Origin of the sequence: Yersinia sp. 1652 StPb PI (assembly GCF_041538345.1) — a bacterium.
GTDB lineage: Bacteria > Pseudomonadota > Gammaproteobacteria > Enterobacterales > Enterobacteriaceae > Yersinia > Yersinia enterocolitica_E.
Window position 1 is genome coordinate 2,606,403 of sequence record NZ_JAULSM010000001.1, and the last position, 22,543, is coordinate 2,628,945.

Consider the following 22,543-nt stretch of genomic DNA (forward strand, 5'->3'; position numbering starts at 1 on the left):
GTGACACTAATATTAAGGCGTATATACACTCACAGCGGTAGCCTCTTTATGTATCAGTAACAAAATAGACCTATTAGACATAGGCCTTGATACTGTTTGAATTTAAACTGCGCATGGTCGGTTTGTGCCGCCAAACTCGTTAATCAGATTTTTAGTCAAATAATAACGGTGGTACTCACCCAGTACATTTTCTAGCGTCATTTTCAATTGATAACCTTGTTTTTCATAGAACGGGCGAGCCTGGAAGCTGAATGTATCTACTTGGGCAAACTTGCATCCCCGCTGTATTGCTTCCTGTTCGGCTGCGTTCATCAAGTTAGTACCAGCCCCTGAGTGACGTAATGCATCCGATACCCATAACAACTCAATACTCAGGCAATTACCTAATGTATATCCGGTAATCCCTCCCAACTTTTCGCCACCTTCTCCTGTGATAAATACGGCTAATGGTTTACGACCATTATCACCAACAAATTTACGGTTAAAAGCCTTCAATCCCTCAATGATTTCTGCAATATCTTCAGTCGTTGGGGCATCTGTCATGGTCAAATTCATTGCTACTGCTCCTCGCTATTTTCTGACTAACAACACTCGATATAATCTTGGCTTCAATGCATATTCTCACAGATAAGAATTCTATTATCGGATAATAAATAGCAAAATAAATGCTATTAAGAACCATTTACATTTATAATGCAGCGAACAGCTCTTTCCGACATTTGTACCGATTTCTCCTCTGTAATTGTAAGGATACCCCAATGCTCCGCCGTTTCTTTTCTTATTATGCCCCGTACAAAGGGCTTTTTTATCTGGACTTTGGCTGTGCCATTTTGGCCGGGCTGCTGGAGTTGAGTTTCCCGATGGCGGTAAAACTGTTCATTGATAAATTACTTCCCAATCAAGATTGGGTGTTGATCGTTTGGGCGGCAACTGGCCTGTTGATGATTTATCTGCTCAATACTGCGCTAATGGCGATTGTTAACTACTGGGGGCACGCATTGGGTGTGGGTATCGAAACCGACATGCGCCGCCAGGCTTTTAGCCATCTGCAAAAATTATCATTCAGCTATTACGACAATATGAAGACCGGCCATATTATCACCCACGTCACCAAAGACCTTGAAGAGGTTGGAGAAATTGCCCACCACGGCCCTGAAGATCTTTTTATTGCCGTTATGACCTTTATCGGTGCATTCATTTTGATGGCATCCGTCCATTTACCACTGGCGATGCTCACCATCATCATCGTACCCTTTATGACCTATCTGGTCAGCCGCTACGGTTCACAGATGACCGAGACCTGGCGCAAACTGTTTGGTCAAGTTGGCAATTTTAATGCCCGCATTGAGGAAAGTATCGGCGGTATTCGTGTCGTCAAAGCTTTCGCTAATGAATCTCATGAAAAGAAATTGTTCGCCGCAGATAACGAAAGCTACCGCACCACCAAATTGCGGGCTTACCGCATCATGACCACCAGTATGACCATGAGCTACCTCAGTACCCGTCTGGTGCAGTTAATTGTGATGGTTGCCGGTACCTGGTACGTCGTGCATGACCAGTTGAGTTACGGCGGTTTTGTCGGCTTTCTGTTATTAGTTGAAGTGTTTTTTCGCCCGGTGGCGAAAATAACCTCAGTACTGGAAAGTTATCCGAAAGGAATTGCCGGTTTTAAGCGATTCACTCAATTGATAGATACACTGCCTGATATTGTCGACCAACCAAACGCTCGCCCTGTTGGCCATTTGCATGGCGATATTTGTTATCACAATGTCAGTTTCGGTTATTCACCACAGAATAAAATTTTCACCCATTTGAACCTGCAAATCCGGGCTGGCGAAACTGTGGCATTCGTCGGGCCATCGGGGGCGGGTAAAACCACATTATGCTCACTGCTGCCCCGCTTTTATGAACTCGATGAGGGGGCAATCACGATTGATGGTATTGATATCCGTGATATGACTCAACAATCATTGCGTAATAATATCGGTATTGTTCAGCAGGACGTTTTCTTATTCGGCGGATCTATCCGTGAGAATATTGCTTACGGTAAACTCGATGCCAGCGACGATGAAATAATGGTTGCAGCACAACAAGCCCGGCTAGATGAGTTGATTGAAAGCTTGCCTGATGGACTGGATACCGTTGTTGGTGAGCGCGGAGTGAAATTATCCGGTGGGCAGAAACAGCGCTTGTCAATTGCACGTATTTTCCTGAAAAATCCACCGATTTTGATTCTGGATGAAGCAACCTCCGCGCTTGATACTGCCACTGAGCAAGCCATCCAGCTTGCGCTAACGGAATTATCACAAGGCAGAACGACGTTGGTGATTGCCCATCGCTTAGCCACGATTCAAAATGCCGATCGTATCATTGTGGTCGATAAGGAAGGGATTGTGGAACAGGGCGACCATTATGAATTGCTGGCCCGTAAAGGCGCCTATGCAAAATTGCATAATGCCCAGTTCAGTGCTGCCTGATACTCAGTAAAAACCCACCCGCTGATGGGCGCGAATGGTAAACTGAAGGAAAATTCAGCCAAAGCCATTCCATCGCGGGCTTAAATAGGGTACAAGGACGCCATGAAAATTCCAAAACGAATCCAACCGCTGGTTGATGACGGCTTGGTTGACGAAGTCATCCGTCGTTTGAAAAGTGGCAAAGAAGCTGATGTATACGTTGTCCGTTGTGGGCAGGATATCCGCTGCGCTAAAGTCTATAAAGAAGCGGAAAACCGCAGTTTCAAACAGGCTGTTCAGTATCAGGAAGGGCGTAAGGTTCGTAACAGTCGTGACGCGCGAGCCATGGCCAAAGGTTCTAAATTTGGCCGCAAGCAACAGGAAGAGACCTGGCAAACTGCCGAGGTGGATGCCTTGTACCTGCTCGCCAATGCCGGTGTTCGGGTACCCCAACCTTATGCATGCCTTGATGGTGTTTTATTGATGGAACTGGTCACCGATGCAGATGGCCTTGCCGCCCCTCGCCTGAGTGATGTGCCATTTAGCAGAGAACAAGCGCTGATTGACCATGCATTGATGATCCAATATGTGGTACGGATGCTTTGCGCCGGTCTGGTTCATGGCGATTTATCAGAGTTTAATGTCTTAATTGATAAAGAGGGCCCGGTCATTATCGATTTACCGCAAGCCGTCAATGCTGCGGCGAACAATCATGCTAAAGCCATGCTGGAGCGGGATGTCGCAAACATGACACACTATTATGGCCAATACGCACCAGAACTGCTTAATCGTAAGTATGCCAAAGAGATGTGGGCACTTTATGAGGATGGCAAACTGCATCCAGAAACGCAACTGACTGGTGAGTTTGCAGAAAGCACCGAAGCGGCTGATGTTGAGGGTGTACTGGAGGAAATCAAAGCGGTTATAGCTGAAGAGCAAGAGCGCCTGCGTGAAGCTCAGGATCACGACAACTAGACATTAACTATCCTAAATCGACACTCTGTGGGGCAGTAATGACTCTCTTCCCTGCCCCACACGCTCTTTACCTATCAGTTCAGCACCACCGCTTCCACGCGGTTTTTCCCCGTGGTTTTCGCCCGATATAACGCTTTATCCGCAGCATCCGACAAGTCTGTCGCCGCAATAGACTCACCCGGCGCGGATACCGAAGCCACACCAATGCTGATGGTCACCCGCCCCTCTGGCGACATCCCATGGGGAATATCTAACTCCTCAATGGAGTGACGCATGCGCTCGGCAACCGCTTTCGCATCCGCCAGGGTACTGGGTGCTAGCAATACAATAAACTCCTCGCCGCCATAGCGCGCCAAAATGTCTGAACCACCACGAATAGATTTTGACAAAGTTTCGACAATGGATTTCAAACAAACATCCCCCATTGCATGACCATAAAGGTCGTTAAAGCTTTTGAAATTATCAAAATCGATCATCAACACAGACAGAGAACCGCCTTCGATCCGGTTTTTTTGCCAGATGTGCTGATAGATATCATCAAAGTGGCGACGATTGGCGACCCCAGTTAATACATCGGTTTGTGACAACGCCTTGAGGATCGATTCTGACTGTTTAAGTTCAGTAATATCGAAAAACGAGCCATACCAAATAACAGCCCCATCATCCTGAAGCGTCGGGAAAGACTCACCATGGAGCCAGTGTGTACCTTTGCCCGGCAACACCACGCGAAAATCGCAGCGCCAGACAGATAGATTCTGTTGAGAGATGGCTACCGCCTGTTTTAGCATATCCATATCGTCAGTATGCACGCGGCTAAACAGAGGGTTTTCCTCTCTGGGCACATACAAAACATCAGCCGGTGACAGAGCAAATATTTTTCTGACACCCTCGCTACAATATTTAAAATAAGATTTACCCTCTGCATCTAAATAATAAGCATAAATCATTGCTGGTAAATTCTTAGTTAAACGATCCATCATCTGCTTACTTTCTTCCAGCTTCATCAGCAGGAATTTTCTTTCCGAAACATCAGCAATCACACTAATATAACCCACGGTCTGGTTATTATCGGCAGTTATTTCATGGACACTAAGTGCTCCCCAGAAACGTTTCCCATCTTGGCGCTGATAACACCACTCGCTGGCATCACGCCGATTAAGCAATAAATAATCCAGCTCAGCTTGATCCTTACCAAACTCTGGAATATGCAGTATATCCGAAATAGGGCATCCCAAGACTTCATCTTTAGAATAGCCAAACATTCGCTCCGCGCCCACATTAAATATGGTGATCCGACTCTCTAAGTCGGTGGTAATAATCGCGACCTGTTTTTCCGCATTCAACAGTACATCCAGTTGAAGATTAGATAATTTATCTTTCCCATTCTCTCTCTTCACTGGTTCACCTTTACGGTGCTGACCAAATACTTTCCCAGTCAAAGCATTCAGGCAGTTATGATAAAAAGAAAATAAAGACATAAAGTAAATCACCTATAATTTAGAACAAGAAAAAATGAAATTATAACCAGTCTACTGATGGTGCTAATAATAACACTATGAACTATAACATACACCAATGAATCAGTGTAGGTTTGGAATGATGATACTCTCTAATAGATAACTACAGACACTCAACTTGATAATATCATTACAAATCTCGCCAAGAAAACTGAAAGAACAATCCGTTATGGTGATGATGTATTCCTATTGAATAACTGGAGCGAGAATGAAGAAGTTACTGATGTTTTGTGGTGTATCAGTGTTGCTATTGAATGCAGCCTCTAGCTTTGCCACACAACCTATTAATAAAGAAGCACAAAAACAATCGGGAGTGAGATGTAAACGCCCGCCTGAACCGCCAAAAGACAAGAGTGGCCGCCCGTTGCCGCCAGCGAAAGAACATCATGATGGCCAACCAGCAAAAATCCCGCCGCAACATGATGGCAAGTATCCATGCCCGCCACCGCTATCAGATAAAAACCACAAAGTTTAATATGTTATATTTATTAGTATAGCTAATACTATTGTAACAACAGATAAATTGAAAGCAGGCATATTTTGTTGCTCTGCTTTTTATTTCAAAATAAATAACCCTGTCATAATCAATAAAGAAACAAAAAAATATAACAAATTACTGTTGCTAGCTACGTTTCCCAATCTTATATAAGTCACTATTAAATCTCTTTCATGCAAATCAGATACATAAGAGGAACACTAGCGGAAAATAATAATCCGTCTTACCCCCTCCTCCCGATAAATTAAGCTTGGCGCTGGCAAGATATACCTTTATAGCTCATGCTAAATAACGAGATATAACTCTCATCCATGTAACAATAATATCAGTTGAAATATAATATATAGATAAGGAAATAGTCATGTTCTATAAATCACTGCTTAAGAGTGTCATTGTGACACTCATGCTCGTAACCGTTAACACAGTATTCGCGGCATCATCACCCACTACCCCAACAGAGATGACCTGCAAAGAATTCCTTGATCTTAATCCGAAAAGTATGACCCCCGTCGCTTTCTGGATCCTAAACCAGGATATCCAGTATAAAAAAGGCGATAGCGTCGATTTCCAGGAAATAGACCAGGTCTACACACCAAAAGTGATTGATGTTTGTAAAAAATCACCGAACAAAAAAATTACTGAGATGAAAAAAGAGATTGAGTGGGTACCTAAGAAACCAATGTAATATAACTCTGAGCCTCACATTATTTAATGTGGGGCTAACATTATTTTTTGACTATTATTGGGGAGAAATAATCATGTTAAAGAAGATCATATTGATATCGCTACTGGCATTACCCGTCCACCAGGCATTGGCACTTGACTGCCAGAACGCACTGACACAACTGGATATGAACCAGTGCGCAAATTTAGATTATAAGAAAGCCGATACCGAACTAAACCGTATTTATAAACAGGTTTTGGCCAAAACCCCAGTTGCCCAAAGAGCATTATTAAAGAGTGCGCAACTTACCTGGATAAAATACCGTGACGCAGATTGTACCTTCCAATCCTCAGCCACCGAAGGCGGTTCAGTGCATCCTATGATTATCTCGGCTTGTTTGACCCACAAAACTGAAGCTCGCTCGGCAGAACTACAGTCATTCCTTGATTGTGCTGAAGGTGACCTAAGTTGCCCCTTATAGCGTGCTGTGATTAGCGTTGCCGAATAGTCGAGGGCGTTAGGCCATAAGCCACTTTAAAACAGTTACTGAAGTGGCTGGCAGAGCTGAAACCACACTCCAGGGCAATGTGAATAAGCGGCATCATACTATGTCTTAATAGCTGGTCTGCGCGAGATAACCGCGCTTTCAACACAAATTGATGTGGTGCCAGCCCAGTACTCTGCTTAAACATCCGTGCGAAATGGAACTCACTCAACCCTGCCTGTTCAGCAAGGTCTGACAACAGCAACGGCTGTGAAAGATGTTCGTCAATATACTCTTTCACCCGTTTTAACACTGCCGGAGACAACCCACCGCGAATTACGGGGATCGCCCACTGCAACTGGGTGTAATTTTTTAATAAATGGGTCATCAACAAGGTAGCAGCACTACTGAGGGCTAAATGATTGGCCTGTTCTTGCCAGTTACAATTCAGTAAAAATTGGCGATATAACAACGTTATTTGCGGATCTTCTGCGAAAATTCGTTCATCAACCTGAATTGACTGGGGGCTGCGCTCCCAAATTTGTTCAGCTAGCTGGCGCAGATGCTTATCGGTGCAATACAAATGTACAAATGACAGGTCATCCCGCACATCCCAACTGGATAAGCTGCCCTTTGGCATAATACAAAAACGATCCGGTCCACCGCCATTTTTCCAGCCAGCGCGCGTTTTGTGATAGCACTCATAGCCATCGGCAACATACAGGCTCAAGGTGTGGTGATCAGGGCTTTCTTGTGTAATACAGTCATCACGGTTAGACCAGGCAGCCAATTGAATACCCGAGCCGAGTTGCACACAATCATGCAAGCGCGCTTTGTGTTCTTTTAGGGTTTCAAAAGCTTGATACCGTTCCAACATTGCGCTGACTTCCTTTGGGTACGCGGATGCAACCAGTTTAATGGCTTGCCAGACGGCAGACTATATTTTCCAGTGATTTATCGTAAAAATGCGCAAGATTTTGCAATTTAAAGCAAGCCGCTGAAAGCGCCTCTGCTTCCCATACCGGATACTGCTGTTTTCTAGCTGTGATGAGAAATAACGATGAACGCGCTGCTATATTTGTTAGTTGTACTGATCTGGGGAACGACCTGGATTGCTATTACCCTACAACAGCAAGGTGATGTTGCTATTACTGTGTCCATTTTTTATCGGTTTGTGCTGGCGGCCGGTGTCATGATGATCGTTTTACTGCTCGCCCGCCGACTGCACCAGCTCACGGTACGTGACCACCTTTTTTGTCTGGCACAAGGGGTTTGTGTCTTTGCTTTTAATTTTTACTGTTTTTATCATGCTGCGGCTTATATCAGTAGCGGCCTGGAATCGGTTATTTTCTCAATGGCGGTACTGTTTAATGCCATCAATGGCATGCTTTTCTTTCGCCAACGCCTTAGCCCTAACCTGCTGCCAGCCAGTATCCTCGGCATGATAGGTATTGTTGCTTTGTTCTGGCAAGATCTGACCGCCACACAAATGGCCCCGGAATTACTTAAAGGTATTGGCTTAAGTTTGCTGGGTACCTATGGTTTTTCTCTGGGTAATATGATCAGTAGCCGCCACCAACGCAGGGGATTGGATATTCTGTCAACCAATGCTTATGCCATGACTTATGGTGCGGCAGTGATGGGACTTTTCAGTCTGATTCAACAACACTCTTTTACTCTCGAACTCACGCCACGTTACCTTGGCTCATTGCTGTATCTGGCTATCTTCGGTTCCGTGATTGCATTTGCCGCCTATTTCAGCTTGATTGGACGAATCGGAGCCAGTGGTGCGGCTTATAGCACCTTGTTATTTCCGCTGGTGGCCCTAACCATATCAACCTTCTATGAAGGCTATCACTGGCACCTGAATGCCATTATTGGTTTACTACTCATCCTATTAGGTAATTTAGTGATGTTCTCACGCCCAGGCATGATGCAATCCTGGTTTAAGCGCCGCCATCATTGCCAGCCACAAAGATAACCAAGAAAGGCCGATCGTTATCTCATCGAGAGTTCTGATCGGCCTTGCTCATTTTATTTTGCGGTATCTAAAATGGGTTCACGTACAATGAATATGTAAGACAGAGCCCCGAGGACAGTAACGCAAGAACAGATGGTTAATGCCAGGCTAAATGAGTGAGTGGTATCAACTATCCAACCCGTTATCACCGGTGCAAATGATGCAAATATGAAACTGGCAAAATTCTGTATGCTGCCAACCGATGCAGTCATACGAGAAGAGACCGCGACATGTATAAGCCCCCAGCATGATGTCCCAGCGAAGTGAATACAGAACAGTGCCATGCCTATTAATATAACCGCACTCCCGGTAGTGTCAGCACGGACGACGACAGAGGTAAATGCCGCTGACAGCAACATACCGACCGCAATGCATATTTTGCGGCTTTTTAAAGGAGCCATACCCTGACGGACCAGAAAATCGGTAACGAATCCATTACATAACATGCCTGCCGCGCCGAAAATAAAGGGAATAGAAGCAAACATGCCAGTGCTGGCAAGATTTAAATGATACGTTGTCTGCAAATAGCCCGGTAGCCATGCCAGATAGAGCCATGCGGTATAATTGACGCCACTGAAGCCCAGCATCATGCCCCACATAGTACGATTACGGAATAAGCCACGCCATTCTTTAAAATTCATAGGCTTACGACTTACATTAACACTGCCAGCATCAAGATATTTTTGTTCTGCTTCGGTTAAATTGATACTGTCACGATTACGGTAAAGCAGATACCAACCGATAGAAAGTGCGATCCCCAGAAGACCAATGGTAATAAACATCCCACGCCAACCGATAACCATCATCATGGCGGCCAGAATAGGTGGACTGATGGCTAAACCAATTGTCGACGCGGAATTAAATATCCCCATAGGCAGGCCACGTTCTTTAATATTGAACCAGTCATTTATCACTTTCACACCGCAAGGGTTCATGGGTGCCTCACCGATACCTAACCCAATACGTACCAGAATAAATTGCGTAAAGGTATGAACTGCCCCGGATAGCGCCTGAAAGAATGACCATACAAACATGCCTAGCCCTAACATAATGCGCGGGCCTTTACGGTCTAACAACGGGCCACACGGCAGTTGAGCAATACCGTATGCCAGAGAAAATGCGGAAAGCAGAAAACCAATCTCCGTGGCACTTAGCCCTAGCTCTTCACGAATGGTTAAATTCGCTACAGATAAAGAACTACGGTCAAGAAAGTTAATAACTGCGGCCAAGAATAATAAAACCATCGATACGGTTTGAATTCTTTTAATACGACTAGAACGCTCTGTATGTAGTATGACCTTGGGGGTTTCATCTGATATTGGGTTTAATACACCCGCATCATTATTTATCACGACATTATTTTTTTCCACGCCCAGCTCCTGAACTTTATAATATATTCATATTGCGATTCATAGAAAAACCTGGCCGATATGAATCGATTAGGAAATAAAAATCTCAAGAAAACAGACTTATTACAGCGTCAACTATAGAGAGATAAGTTAACTGAAATTCAGGTTAATGTGGGCATTCTATATACAGCATATCTTTGTGATGAATACGTGAGATGATTAATAGTTTGCTGGATTTTATCTGTCCTTAATGGTTTTTTATGCGGTTTTTTATCCAGTTTTTTATCTTAGCATGCGCTTTCAGCAATACTCTCTAGGTGGTTAATCATTCGCTGTACTGCGTGATCGAACGAATCATTGATTGCTTAGCGGTATCAAGATGACGCCGTAACTCACGCACCGCATCCAAATCATTGCGAAAGATTAACGCACTTAAAATTGCCATATGCTCTTCTATCGCCACGATATTGCGCTGCTTTAAATCGCTCTCATCCCATTGATAATGGAAGTGGAAAATAACTGAAATAATCTCCAGAGATTGATTAAAAAATGGGTTATTAGCAGCAGAAAGTATCAGGGTATGAAAATCACGATCTAACTGTGAAAACATGCGATAGCTGCTGCCAATGGTATCCCGCAATTGCCGATGGCGAGCCAATAGCTCTTTGGCTTGCAGCCAACGCTCATCACTATGTGCAAGATTTAAAAAGCGATTTAGCGCATGCGTTTCCAACATTTCACGTAACTCAAATAACTTTTCAGCATAGTTTTGATCAAATTTTTTCATGCTCCACTGACCACGGCGGATATTAACAATGAGGTCATAACGACAAAAACGCAGTAAGAACTCACGAACCACCACAGCGCTGACATTGGCGGCACGAGCAAGTTGTAACTCTGAAAAGGAATCTCCTGCACGAAGCTGACGTTGATTAATCATCTGAAAAAAAGCACGTTCAAATACGTCGCCCTGAGCGTCTGGTGACTGACTGATACAATCAAAACCGTCCTCTGATTGGGGTGTTCTGACAATAATGTAGTAGTCGCCGACCTTCTCCAACACGCCACAGTGATCTAAATGACTCAGGGTATTACGCACAGTTGTCCGGCTGATACTGTACATTTCTGCCAGGGAAGCTTGAGAAGGAAGTGGTGATGTAATATGCCCTTTGGCAATAGCGTCGATCATCTGATTGATGACATTGTGACGAAGATTTTGTGTTCTGCTCATGATTATCCTTAGCTGTTTTTTATTCATTTAAAACCAATTTAAAACAGAATAATTCGTCATCCCTCACAAATATCACATTCGATTTAAACCTGGTTGTGATTTTTAATGAATATCAAACCTCACCTTTTGGAGGAATAATCATGACCACGATGAATACTTTAGTTTGCCTTGAACCAACCAAACTTATTTATCAAAAACGAACTCAACCGTTACCGAGAATTAATGAAGCCTTAATAAAGGTTTTAAATGTTGGTATTTGTGGCACAGATATACATGCCTGGGCAGGTAATCAACCGTTCTTTAATTATCCACGGGTATTGGGTCATGAAATTTGTGGCGAAATAATAGCGCTGGGGGATAACGTCAATAATATGCATGCCGGGCAACGCGTTGCCGTTATTCCTTATGTTGCTTGCCAGCACTGTAATTCTTGTCTCAGCGGTAAAACCAATTGCTGCGAAAACATTTCTGTTATTGGCGTCCATCAAGACGGGGGTTTCAGTGAGTATTTATCCGTCCCAGTCAGTAATTTATTGGTGGTCGACGATGTAGATCCCGTCTCGGCTGCATTGATTGAACCTTTTGCCATCAGCGCCCATGCCGTGCGCCGTGCCGATGTTCATCCTGATGAGCATGTTTTGGTGGTCGGTGCTGGCCCAATTGGCTTGGGTGTGGCCGCCATTGCGCAAGCCGATGGTGCCTATGTAGTGATGGCCGACACCAGTGCACAACGCCGTGAACATGTAGAAAACCTGTTGGATATCCGGGCATTAGATCCCAGCGATGCCGGATTTGAGCAGAATTTACGCCAGCAATTTGCTGGCATGCTGCCATTAAAAGTTATTGATGCCACAGGTAACCAACGAGCAATGAATAACACCCTCAACTTTATCCGTCACGGGGGCAGCATTGTATTTGTGGGCTTATTCAAAGGTGATCTCAGTTTCCCTGATCCTGACTTCCATAAGAAAGAGACCACCATGATGGGCAGCAGAAATGCCACCTTTGAGGATTTTGACAAAGTGGGGAAATTAATGGCCGCTGGCAAACTATCGGCGGACATGATCCTGACACATCGTTTTGAATTCAATACCTTGGCAGATATTTATGAACAGCAGGTCGTGAAGAATAAAGATCTTATCAAAGGCGTTATTCAATTCTGATCTCACTCATTTTAAGGATATAACACCATGCTAACGTTAAACCGCGAAAACTTTCCTGGCCGTACTCACCCGGATAAAGTGATTCAATTTGGTGAAGGAAACTTCTTGCGCGCCTTTGTCGATTGGCAATTGGACCGACTAAATGAACATACCGACCTTAATGCCGGTGTCGTAGTGGTCCGCCCGATTAACAGTGATTTCCCCCCATCACTTAATACTCAGGATGGCTTATACACCACGATTATTCGCGGTTTAAACGAACAGGGTGAGAAAGTCAGTGATGCGCGCATCATTCGCTCGGTTAATCGCGAAATCAATATTTATCAGGACTTTGACAGCTACCTCGCCCTCGCCCGTAATGAAGATATTCGTTGGGTGTTCTCCAATACTACGGAGGCTGGGATAAGTTATCTGGAAGATGATAAGTTTGGTGATACGCCTCCCGCCAGTTATCCCGCGAAATTAACGCGGCTCATGTTTGAGCGCTTTCAACATTTTTCCGGGGCAGCCGATAAGGGGTGGGTGCTGTTGCCATGTGAGTTGATCGATTATAACGGCGAAGCATTGCTGGAGTTAGTCCTACGCTATGCGCAGTGCTGGAATTTAGGCGAAGGTTTCAGTCAATGGTTATTACAGCACAATACGTTTTGCTCTACATTGGTCGATCGTATCGTGACCGGCTATCCCCGCGATGAAGCTGTGGCCCTGGAAAACCACCTGGGTTATCACGATGCATTCCTCGATACCGCAGAACACTTTTACCTGTTTGTGATCCAAGGACCGCAATCATTAGCGCAGGAACTACGTCTGAATCAATACCCACTAAACATTCGAATCGTCGATGATATTAAGCCCTATAAAGAACGCAAAGTAGCAATTCTCAATGGTGCCCATACCGCATTGGTGCCGATCGCATTTCTGGCCGGTTTAAATACAGTCGGCGAGGCCATGGCCGACCCGCAAATCAGTCAATTCGTCGCACAACTGATCAGCGAAGAGATCATTCCAGTGTTGGATTTACCCGCGGATGAGCTACAAACCTTTGCTCAAGCCGTGTTGAGCCGTTTTCGTAACCCGTTTATTCAGCACCAACTGCTGTCTATTGCCCTCAATAGCATGACCAAATTCCGTACCCGTATTTTGCCTCAGTTGCTCTCCAGCCAGCAAAATAACGGGCAGTTACCGCCACGACTCACCTTTGCCTTTGCCGCCTTATTGATGTTTTATCGAGGAAAACGTGACGATGAATGTTTTGCATTACAAGATGATGCCCACTGGCTAAATTGTTTCGCCTCCCTGTGGCACGACGTTGACGCCGGTTCACTGTCGATGGAGGGATTGGTGCAATTGGTATTAGCCGACACCACCCATTGGGGGCAAGACCTCAATCACATCCCGCAGCTCACCAATAGCATTACTGAACAGTTGCAAACAATTAAACGTGTGGGGATGCGAGCTGCTTTAGCCGCTTACCGCTAAATATGTTTATCCGGGCAGATGATTTTATTTTCTGCCCGCCATCTAGTGCAATCACCGTGCGGTTCAAGCACCATCGTGATGGATAAACTCAATACCATACAACCCACCAATAGCATTGATAGTTTCTAATAGATGCGCACCATCCGCTTGATGCAGGACGGTATCGCTCGCGGTTGAATGCGCTGACCACCACAGGGGAAGACCGATAAACCATGCTGTAATCTTAGCCATTGCTACCTCTGCGTTATTTATCTAGCGGGATGAAACTGATGCTTTAAGGGTAGACGCTGCCGCGCGCAAAGGTGAAATAACGATTATGGCTTTGGATATGCCAAATTTAGCTATGAAGGCCAAAACTTAAGATAAAAATTAATAATTATGCATTTTAAAGATGCCAGCCATCAGCCAAGGCGTTATCTTAATTAGACATTCGCCCTGAAGGAGTTTCGCATGTTTGTTGTCAGTCTGACTTACCATCAACCTATCGATGTGGTCGAAGCACTCACTGAAAGTCATAAAGAGTGGTTGAAAAAGTACTATACACAAGGTGTTTTTATCGCATCAGGCCGTAAAGTGCCGCGTACCGGTGGCATTATTTTGGCCAAAAGTATTGCCCGTGAAGAGCTGGATAAGATATTGGCCGAAGATCCGTTTAATGCGGTTGCCGATTATAGCGTGACCGAGTTTATCGCCTCCATGGCTATCGAGTCGGTGGAAGCGTTGAAAACTCTGTGATGCTTTTATGCGATAAATCCTAACAGCAGCTATGGTTGATGCCATGGCTGCTGTTACAACGTATTGGTCGTTAATTCTGCCCGCTGTTGTCGTTGCGCCATAATGCGGTGCAGATTGGCCTCAAGCCATACAGTCAGCCCTTCCACCTGCTCCTGAATCTCCTTCCCCAACGGCGTTAATTTATATTCCACATGAGGTGGTACTACCGGATAAGCAATACGCTCAACAAAACCATCTTCTTCAAGGTGTTGCAGAGTTTGTGCCAGCATCTTTTCACTAACACCGCCAATCTTTCTGCGCAACGCACTAAAACGCAGAGTCTCATTGCTTAACGCAATCAAGACTAACACCCCCCAACGGCTGGTTACGCGCTTGAGCACTTCTCTTGAGGGACAATCAGCATTGAGTAATTCACCCCGCCGAACTTGTTCGGGAAACGAAACAGTGTGACTCAAATTTTGCGGCTCTATTATTTTCATACTAACCTTTTGGTGCGTACTTACGTAAAGTTAGTATATTGCATATGATGAACTTAAGGGCAACTTTCTGGCCAATCATGCGGTTTTATTCTTTGCCAACTGTCTGTCATCTTTCTCATAACATCAAATCTGGAGTGTCATTATGATCGCAGTAACCGGTGCCACAGGCCAATTGGGCCGCCTTGTTATCAATGCATTACTTAAAAAAGTGCCAGCCAGTGAGATTATTGCTGCGGTACGTACCCCGGACAAAGCCCACGAGCTGGCGGCGTTAGGTGTTCAAATCCGCAAAGCTGACTATAGCCAGCCAGCCACGCTGGATACCGCCTTTCAAGGTGTTGATAAACTACTGTTAATTTCATCGAGTGAAGTGGGTCAGCGTATTGCCCAACATAGCGCCGTGATTGCGGCGGCCAAGCGTGCAGGGGTTAAATTGTTGGCATATACCAGTTTGTTACATGCGGATAAAAGCCCACTGGGGTTAGGCGAAGAACACCGGGCCACCGAAGCACTATTACGTGAATCAGGTCTGCCCGTGGTGTTATTGCGTAACGGCTGGTATACCGAGAACTATGCAGCAAGTATCGCGCCAGCCCTGGCACACGGCGCATTTATCGGCGCAGTAGCTGAGGGGCGTATCGCCTCTGCCGCACGTGAAGACTATGCCGAAGCGGCCGCTGTGGTTCTAACTCAGGAAAACCAGGCAGGAAAAGTTTACGAATTAGCCGGTGACGATATCTATACACTGGCTGAATTCTCGGCAGAAATTGCCCGCCAGTCAGGTAAAGCTGTGGTGTACCACGATTTGTCTGAAGCAGATTTCAAGCAAGCATTGCTCGATGCCGGTTTACCTGATGTTTTCGCCAGCCTATTAGCAGATTCTGATGCTGGCGCGGCTAAAGGAGGGCTGTTTGATGACAGTCATACATTGAGCAAACTGATTGGCCGGCCGACAACGCCTTATGCAGATGTCATTGCTGCAACGCTAGCAACACGTTAAATCTATTCAAATACTCTCGGCCGGTTCCCCTTAAGTTACCGGCCGTTCTCCATTAGAACTTATAATAATGCCGGACTAAGACTTGGCAGCATCCAGTGCCTGAGCAAGATCATTGAGAATGTCATCAATATGCTCAATACCAATCGATAGGCGCACCATATCCCGCGGTACGCCCGCCTTGATCAGCTCTTCATCGTTAAGCTGACGGTGGGTGGTTGACGCTGGGTGGCAAGCCAGTGATTTGGCATCACCAATATTCACTAAGCGCACGATCAAATTCAGCGCATCTATAAAACGCCCGCCCGCCTCCTGGCCGCCATGAATACCAAATGACAATATCGAGGCCGGTTTGCCACCTAAATAGCGCTGGGCTAGTTCATGCTCAGGATGATCAGGTAAGCCTGCGTATTTAACCCAACTGACTTGTGGATGGTTTTGCAAATAGTGCGCGACTTTCAGCGCATTTTCAGTATGACGCTCCATACGTAAAGCCAATGTTTCCAGCCCCTGCAAAATCAGGAAAGCATTGAACGGCGATAACGCAGCGCCAGTATTGCGCAATGGCACCACCCGGCAACGGCCAATATAGGCAGCCGCGCCGAATTGCTCGGTATAGGTCACGCCATGATATGACGGATCAGGGGTATTTAATTGAGCAAAACGCTCAGGGTATTGCGTCCAAGGGAACTTACCCGAATCCACCACGATACCGCCAATACTGGAACCATGACCGCCGATATATTTGGTCAATGAATGAACCACAATATCCGCACCGTGTTCAAATGGTCGACACAAGATTGGTGTTGCGACGGTATTATCGACAATCAATGGCACACCATGGCGATGAGCCGCATCAGCCAATTTTTTCAAATCAACAATATTCCCAGCAGGATTACCAATCGATTCACAGAAAACTGCTTTAGTTCGGTCATCGATTAAGGCTTCCAATGCGGCGATATCATCATGATCGGCAAACCGGGTTTCTATCCCATAACGCGGTAACGTATGCGCCAGCAGATTGTAAGTCCCGCCGTACAACTTGGCCACCGACACAATATTATCCCCCACTTCGGCAATGGTTTGGATAGCATAAGTAATCGCCGCCATACCGGAAGCCACGGCCAGAGCGGCAATCCCCCCTTCGAGAGCGGCAACCCGTTTCTCCAGGACATCATTGGTGGGGTTCATGATGCGCGAGTAAATATTGCCGGCGACTTTTAAATCAAACAGATCAGCACCATGCTGGGTATCGTCAAAAGCAAAGGAGGAAGTCTGGTAAATAGGTACCGCAACGGCTTTGGTGGTGGGGTCCGGTGAATAACCTGCATGAATAGATAATGTTTCTAATTTCATTCTTTATCCCTTGTTATATGACAATAGCCAGCGCCGCTGCCAACACGATGATATAACGTGACTAGTCACATTCTTGACTGGCGACGGAGGTGATGAAGAGAATAACAATAGAGGAATTAATGAGCAGTACCTACCTACAAAAGTAATTATTTAGCTATTAATTATAATTAAACGATATCGACATCCTCTCAGCCGCCATTCAGCCAGGTAGCGCGACAATTTTCATCTTCATTGCACTAAGAGAGATATGATAGCGCCGTTAAAAAAGTTGATACCCTCCCAAAATGAACTAAGTGTGGAAGATAAGATGACAATTATCTAAAGGCGTTCAGCTTCGATAAAGCGATAAGTTCATCAACAATAAAGCGAATGCTTGGCAATAAGTGACGTGACCGTGGCCAAATAACACTCAGTTCACTCGAATGACTATGATAATAGCTGAAAGGATCCAACGCTTGCGGGCCACTGGATTAATGAAGTACATACTTCACTATTAGTTTGCCCCTAAAATTGCCCTGTACTTTTAATAAAATTAAAGCCTGGTAGATGAGCTAATTAAAAATTGTCCTAGCGCGGTTATCCGGTATCATAACTTAACGAATACCTCGGTGTACTGCTTATAGATGAATGTCACGTGAAAACATTGATGGTTGGCAACAGAGGCTTAGTCCGCCCTGCATATAGAAAGGAATATTATGGGTGAATTTACCGGTTTTACTCAACATGGGCTGACATTCTTACAGCACATTGCTCACAACAATAACAAAGAATGGTTCGAGGAACATCGCGATATCTATGATCAGCATCTACTACAGCCAGTGCGAAAACTGGTTACCGACCTGAGTTCAGATATGCTGACTATTGATGAACTGTTTGAAGTTCGTCCGGCGATTGGCAAGACAATTTCTCGCATGAATCGCGATACCCGTTTTTCTCATGATAAGTCACTCTATCGCAGCAATATTTGGTTAACATTTAAAAGATCACGTAAAAATAGGACGGATGCTCCAACTTACTTTTTCGAATTTGGTCCAGACTGGTGGCGTTATGGGTTGGGGTATTACAGCGCCTCGCGAGAAACAATGGATCTTTTCAGACAACAACTGCTCCGTGCTCCGGCTGATTTTCTCACCATAGCTGACTGTATTTATCCCGATTTCTCGATTGAGGGAGAGAGTTACAAGCGCCCTTTGATTAAAGATCAACCACCGGCATTGGCGGTCTGGTACAACAAGAAGTCGTGGGCATTAATTAGCCACCGCAGAGATATGGATTTATTATTTTCCAACCAACTGGTTGACCGGTTGAGTAAAGACTTTCTCCGTCTTTCACCTATCTATGATTTTTTGATGAAAATTGAAAGCTTGAAGAAAAGTCATAATCACTTTAGCTAGACGAGAAAATTTACCCTATCCACGGTGCAAAAGTGCGATATTCAAATGGGTTTAATCCATTTACAAGCGTCAAAACCTTGCAAGCTGCACAGATGAAACATTAGATTTAGAGCAGCTTGCTATTAAACGTCCATACGGTGTTATCATCTTTTACCCCTGCCTTTCAGAGGTTTTACCCTTGATAGCGACTCAACTAATACCCCACTACTGTAACAAATAGTTATTCATATATTCATAATAAATGGTCAATTGTAAATAAAAAACTCATGAACATCATTTTTTGCAACATCTAAACAGATTTGAACTATTTTTATCTAAATAATAGACAAACAACTAGATGCAAGAGAACTCATTCACTCTTTTCATCAATTATATTTAATGTAACCCTACAGTAAAAATCACATCCAGTTGTTTTTAATGTGTTTTTATATAACTTACATCACTTTAAATAATAGAATTATAATTGAATAAAAAAAATAAATTTAAATAAATTAATCATTTCATAAATACAATTGCGCCCCAAAAAAGTGCAATAGCATGAATAATCAGCACCATTATGGGGAATTAATAATTTAATTAATAAAAGTATAAAGTTTTATCTTATGAGGCCGATTACCGTCAGTAGTTATTGTATTCACCTGTTATCAGGGAACTCCCCCATTTACTGAGGTTATTATGAGAGTGAACAAGCCTGTCAGTCGGCAGGAGTATCCCATTGATCGCGATACCACCTTGCAATCCACCACCGATATTCACGGCAATATCGCCTATGCCAATGCCGCCTTTGTTCGCGCCAGTGGTTTTGAATATCAGGACTTACTGAGTCAACCGCACAATGTTGTTCGGCACCCAGATATGCCACCCGCGGCATTTGCTGACATGTGGCAAACCCTGAATGCTGGCTTATCCTGGTCATCACTGGTTAAGAATCGCCGTAAAAATGGTGACTACTATTGGGTACGCGCTAATGCTACGCCATTACGTCATGATGGCCGTCTGACCGGTTATATTTCGGTACGCATTGCACCCACTCGTGAAGAAGTTAAACAAGCGGAAGCACTGTATGCCGATTTTAATTCGGGTAAGGCCAGGCAGCGCCACATAGCACTATATCGAGGGTTAGTTGTTCGTACCGGTTGGTTGTCTTTATTGTCGTTGTTCCAAAAATTACCATTGCGCTGGCGCTTGCGCGGGGCATTATTGGGGGCGGCTTTACTCCCTACTGTGGCCGCCGGAGTGATTGGGATAACCGGTTTGCCATTATTCGTTTTGGCCGCAGTTAGCGTTGCCAGCAGCGTGGTGACCTCCTGGTGGTTAGAACGTCAGGTTGCCCGCCCTATCGCCGCAATTTTGCAACAAGCGCAAGATGTCTCTTCTGGGCAAGCTGGTGATTACGTACAGCTAAATCGCGTTGATGAAATTGGTTACTTGATGCGGAGTGTCAATCAATTAGGGCTGAATCTCCGTTCTCTGACGGATGACGTTAGCGGCCAGGTTGATGGTATTAACACTGCCAGCAGTGAAATTGCCGCGGGGAATCGTGAGTTAAAAGTCAGAACTGAACAGGCTACCGCTAACTTGCAGCATATCGTCAGCGCCACAGAACAATTAGTGGCCACAGTACAGCACAGTGCTAATAGTGCCAATGAAACCACATCGTTGGCCGCGATGAGCAGCCATGCCGCAGAACAAGGCAGCGAGTTGATGCATCAAGTCATTGAAACTATGGGCACGATTAATGCCTCCAGTCATCGTATTGTAGATATTATCAGTGTCATTGAAGGAATCGCCTTTCAGACCAACATTCTGGCGCTCAATGCGGCGGTTGAAGCGGCACGTGCTGGGGAACAAGGTCGAGGGTTTGCGGTAGTTGCCAGTGAGGTACGCCATCTGGCTCAGCGCTCCTCAACCGCGGCCAAAGAAATAAAACAATTAATTGAAACCAGTGTGGAGCGGGTCCGTGACGGTAGCGCCTTAGTGCAAAATGCCGGGGCCACCATGGATAATATCGTCAAACAAGCGGGTCAAGTTTCTACCCTAATCAGTGAAATCAGCACCTCAACCCATGAACAGACACAGGCACTTGGTCAAATTAACCAATCGATCGGTCAGTTAGATCAAATGACACACCAGAATGCGGCCATGGTTGAACAGTATGCCGGGGCGGCAGAAGAATTGGCGCATCGAACCCTGCGCCTAACAGCGGCTGTTCGAATTTACCGCCCAGTAAAATGAGATAGGTTGTTAGATGACATAACGCTGAAATAGTGCCAGCACTGATACTCCAACGCCCTACTTCGGTAGGCTTTGGCGAGGTGTTTAAGAACGGCATCCAGTAATGTTCGCATTAAAATTAGCGGAGAGTGTCGCAAGATATTCTCCGCTAATGTCAGATAAGATATGACCCGTCATGACTTAAGGCTATTGGCCTGACATCTCAGATGTAATCCTTTATTTTCAGCATAATATAATATGCCCAGTAGCCATAATACTGCCGCGTTTAACGTCGCCAGAGGGCTGAGTATCATTTTTTAAAAATATCACTTCGCTTTAATAAATAAACATAATTACAACGTTCCATCGTGGCATGCAAATTAATCGCCCCCTAAAAAATGATAATAATCAAAATGATGACCAATCCTTAACTCAGCCATGTTCGGTAACCGTGTTAAATATAATAGCAGTGAAGATATACATATTTCACCCATAGAGTAACAATTAAAGGATTTGATAAATGAATTATCACACCACATACTTATAAAAAAATTAAACACAAAATAATATATTAAACGATAATTCCCCACAAAAAAAACATAATGTCATTATGTGCACCAAACTTGGCATTAACTATATTTATCAAAAAACAAATTAATAATAAGTTTGATAATTAAATAAACAGTAGAATAAGGTTATTTACAAAGTATCAAACTGCAATATTACCAATTAATACTTATATATTGTTGCATAAAAATCGAAATAAACACTTAACTATCGAGGTAAAAATCATGAGTAACAATAAATTACAACTTCGGCATGGCCGGGTCACTGATCCTCAAACACGAGGCTTGGTAGCAACTGATTTAGGATTGATTGCTGAATGGGAAAATAATGAAATGGAAGGAGGAAAAAACTTCCCTGATTTGACAGGCGGTTCTTTCGCCCCCCCTTACGAAATGGATAGTTGGAGCAACCCACCACCTCCTGATGGCCTTATTCTCAGTGGTGGTCACCGCGGTAATCGAGAGGTGGTGAATTTCACCGATAAAGAAATGCAACACAAGCTACGGTCTATCGGTCACCCTAATGATAACTTTACCTGGCCAACTATCGTGGTTAACCCAGGCAGTGACCTTGATATATATTGGGCCTACACTGTTGCTCATGTTACTCGTGGTTATCGTTGGTTTATTACCAAAGATGATTGGAACCCAGCAGAACGTATTACACGGGCTCAATTAGAGCCAGCACCGTTTTATGAGGATATCTATCCTTATGTTCCTTATTACTCGCACAACGATAAGTTAGTGGCTAAAATCGAGCATAAGGTTCATTTACCTAAAGGTAAAAAAGGCCATCACGTCATTATTCTGGCATGGATTGTTGCAGACTCAGGCAATGCGTTTTATCAAGCATGTGATGTCGACTTTGGTCAATAAATAATTAGGCTTCATCTAATTTAGCCAATCTCACTATGCAGGTGGATAAATTTCACCTGTATTTTTATACGATAGCAATAAATAGAAATCCC

Annotated in this window: 21 protein-coding genes and 1 pseudogene; 13 read left to right on the forward strand and 9 right to left on the reverse strand. The window is 44.5% G+C overall.

Features of this window, described 5'->3' with window-relative positions; genetic code table 11:
* Positions 1 to 102 precede the first annotated feature (102 nt).
* Positions 103 to 555 (reverse strand): GNAT family N-acetyltransferase, encoded by a 453-nt coding sequence (locus Q2T71_RS12020; RefSeq protein WP_372559222.1) that lies wholly within the window; start codon positions 553 to 555, stop codon positions 103 to 105.
* Between the two features lie 203 nt (positions 556 to 758).
* Here Q2T71_RS12020 and Q2T71_RS12025 point away from each other — a divergent pair, with 203 nt between their 5' ends.
* Positions 759 to 2,477 (forward strand): ABC transporter ATP-binding protein, encoded by a 1,719-nt coding sequence (locus Q2T71_RS12025; RefSeq protein ID WP_372559223.1) that lies wholly within the window; start codon positions 759 to 761, stop codon positions 2,475 to 2,477.
* 102 nt (positions 2,478 to 2,579) lie between these two features.
* Positions 2,580 to 3,431, forward strand: coding sequence for a PA4780 family RIO1-like protein kinase (locus Q2T71_RS12030; protein ID WP_083158573.1), 852 nt, complete (start codon positions 2,580 to 2,582; stop codon positions 3,429 to 3,431).
* A gap of 74 nt (positions 3,432 to 3,505) precedes the next feature.
* Here Q2T71_RS12030 and Q2T71_RS12035 read toward each other — a convergent pair whose 3' ends face one another.
* Complete coding sequence (locus Q2T71_RS12035; RefSeq protein WP_372559224.1) at positions 3,506 to 4,909, reverse strand: diguanylate cyclase; 1,404 nt, start codon at positions 4,907 to 4,909, stop codon at positions 3,506 to 3,508.
* A gap of 247 nt (positions 4,910 to 5,156) precedes the next feature.
* Here Q2T71_RS12035 and Q2T71_RS12040 point away from each other — a divergent pair, with 247 nt between their 5' ends.
* The 3 genes from Q2T71_RS12040 (at position 5,157) to Q2T71_RS12050 (ending at position 6,589) form a co-directional block, all read left to right on the forward strand.
* On the forward strand, positions 5,157 to 5,423 hold the full coding sequence (locus tag Q2T71_RS12040) for a hypothetical protein (protein WP_372559225.1): 267 nt from the start codon (positions 5,157 to 5,159) through the stop codon (positions 5,421 to 5,423).
* Positions 5,424 to 5,805: 382 nt separating this feature from the next.
* Complete coding sequence (hdeB, locus tag Q2T71_RS12045) at positions 5,806 to 6,129, forward strand: acid-activated periplasmic chaperone HdeB (RefSeq protein WP_372559226.1); 324 nt, start codon at positions 5,806 to 5,808, stop codon at positions 6,127 to 6,129.
* A 73-nt stretch (positions 6,130 to 6,202) separates the two neighbouring features.
* Entirely contained in the window at positions 6,203 to 6,589 is a 387-nt protein-coding gene (locus tag Q2T71_RS12050; protein WP_372559227.1) for a lysozyme inhibitor LprI family protein, read from the forward strand.
* Between the two features lie 10 nt (positions 6,590 to 6,599).
* Here Q2T71_RS12050 and Q2T71_RS12055 read toward each other — a convergent pair whose 3' ends face one another.
* Positions 6,600 to 7,469, reverse strand: coding sequence for a helix-turn-helix domain-containing protein (locus tag Q2T71_RS12055; RefSeq protein WP_372559228.1), 870 nt, complete (start codon positions 7,467 to 7,469; stop codon positions 6,600 to 6,602).
* Positions 7,470 to 7,652: 183 nt separating this feature from the next.
* Here Q2T71_RS12055 and Q2T71_RS12060 point away from each other — a divergent pair, with 183 nt between their 5' ends.
* Positions 7,653 to 8,573 carry a DMT family transporter gene (locus tag Q2T71_RS12060; protein WP_372559229.1) on the forward strand — a complete coding sequence of 307 codons (921 nt, stop codon included), beginning with the start codon at positions 7,653 to 7,655 and terminating at the stop codon, positions 8,571 to 8,573.
* 53 nt (positions 8,574 to 8,626) lie between these two features.
* On the opposite strand, the gene Q2T71_RS12065 is transcribed toward Q2T71_RS12060, so the two are convergent.
* Together Q2T71_RS12065 and Q2T71_RS12070 are read right to left on the reverse strand one after the other, a co-directional pair.
* Entirely contained in the window at positions 8,627 to 9,856 is a 1,230-nt protein-coding gene (locus Q2T71_RS12065) for an MFS transporter (RefSeq protein WP_372559912.1), read from the reverse strand.
* Between the two features lie 430 nt (positions 9,857 to 10,286).
* Entirely contained in the window at positions 10,287 to 11,192 is a 906-nt protein-coding gene (locus tag Q2T71_RS12070; protein ID WP_372559230.1) for an FCD domain-containing protein, read from the reverse strand.
* Positions 11,193 to 11,332: 140 nt separating this feature from the next.
* Here Q2T71_RS12070 and Q2T71_RS12075 point away from each other — a divergent pair, with 140 nt between their 5' ends.
* Both Q2T71_RS12075 and Q2T71_RS12080 read left to right on the forward strand, forming a co-directional pair.
* Positions 11,333 to 12,355, forward strand: coding sequence for a zinc-binding alcohol dehydrogenase family protein (locus Q2T71_RS12075; protein WP_372559231.1), 1,023 nt, complete (start codon positions 11,333 to 11,335; stop codon positions 12,353 to 12,355).
* A 27-nt stretch (positions 12,356 to 12,382) separates the two neighbouring features.
* Positions 12,383 to 13,834, forward strand: a complete 1,452-nt coding sequence (locus tag Q2T71_RS12080) for a tagaturonate reductase (protein ID WP_372559232.1) — start codon at positions 12,383 to 12,385, stop codon at positions 13,832 to 13,834.
* 63 nt (positions 13,835 to 13,897) lie between these two features.
* Here the strand turns inward: Q2T71_RS12080 and Q2T71_RS12085 are convergent, their stop codons facing one another.
* Positions 13,898 to 14,065: a hypothetical protein gene (locus tag Q2T71_RS12085; protein ID WP_372559233.1), complete on the reverse strand. Its 168-nt coding sequence runs from the start codon at positions 14,063 to 14,065 to the stop codon at positions 13,898 to 13,900.
* Positions 14,066 to 14,284: 219 nt separating this feature from the next.
* Between Q2T71_RS12085 and Q2T71_RS12090 the strand changes: the two genes are divergently transcribed.
* A complete protein-coding gene (locus Q2T71_RS12090) occupies positions 14,285 to 14,569 on the forward strand; it encodes a YciI family protein (RefSeq protein WP_083158564.1) in 285 nt (94 codons plus the stop codon).
* 53 nt (positions 14,570 to 14,622) lie between these two features.
* Here the strand turns inward: Q2T71_RS12090 and Q2T71_RS12095 are convergent, their stop codons facing one another.
* Positions 14,623 to 15,048, reverse strand: coding sequence for a winged helix-turn-helix transcriptional regulator (locus Q2T71_RS12095; RefSeq protein ID WP_372559234.1), 426 nt, complete (start codon positions 15,046 to 15,048; stop codon positions 14,623 to 14,625).
* 142 nt (positions 15,049 to 15,190) lie between these two features.
* Between Q2T71_RS12095 and Q2T71_RS12100 the strand changes: the two genes are divergently transcribed.
* Positions 15,191 to 16,048, forward strand: a complete 858-nt coding sequence (locus Q2T71_RS12100) for an SDR family oxidoreductase (protein WP_372559235.1) — start codon at positions 15,191 to 15,193, stop codon at positions 16,046 to 16,048.
* A 75-nt stretch (positions 16,049 to 16,123) separates the two neighbouring features.
* Here Q2T71_RS12100 and Q2T71_RS12105 read toward each other — a convergent pair whose 3' ends face one another.
* Entirely contained in the window at positions 16,124 to 17,401 is a 1,278-nt protein-coding gene (locus tag Q2T71_RS12105) for a bifunctional O-acetylhomoserine aminocarboxypropyltransferase/cysteine synthase (protein WP_372559236.1), read from the reverse strand.
* A 695-nt stretch (positions 17,402 to 18,096) separates the two neighbouring features.
* On the opposite strand from Q2T71_RS12105, the gene Q2T71_RS12110 reads away from it, so the two are divergent.
* Complete coding sequence (locus tag Q2T71_RS12110) at positions 18,097 to 18,795, forward strand: DUF2461 domain-containing protein (RefSeq protein ID WP_372559237.1); 699 nt, start codon at positions 18,097 to 18,099, stop codon at positions 18,793 to 18,795.
* A gap of 675 nt (positions 18,796 to 19,470) precedes the next feature.
* Positions 19,471 to 21,030: a methyl-accepting chemotaxis protein gene (locus tag Q2T71_RS12115; RefSeq protein WP_372559238.1), complete on the forward strand. Its 1,560-nt coding sequence runs from the start codon at positions 19,471 to 19,473 to the stop codon at positions 21,028 to 21,030.
* 44 nt (positions 21,031 to 21,074) lie between these two features.
* Here Q2T71_RS12115 and Q2T71_RS12120 read toward each other — a convergent pair.
* A pseudogene (locus Q2T71_RS12120) lies at positions 21,075 to 21,323 on the reverse strand (IS4/IS5 family transposase); the annotation flags it as partial.
* 477 nt (positions 21,324 to 21,800) lie between these two features.
* On the opposite strand from Q2T71_RS12120, the gene Q2T71_RS12125 reads away from it, so the two are divergent.
* Entirely contained in the window at positions 21,801 to 22,451 is a 651-nt protein-coding gene (locus tag Q2T71_RS12125) for a lytic polysaccharide monooxygenase auxiliary activity family 9 protein (protein WP_372559239.1), read from the forward strand.
* The last annotated feature ends 92 nt before the right edge of the window (positions 22,452 to 22,543 follow it).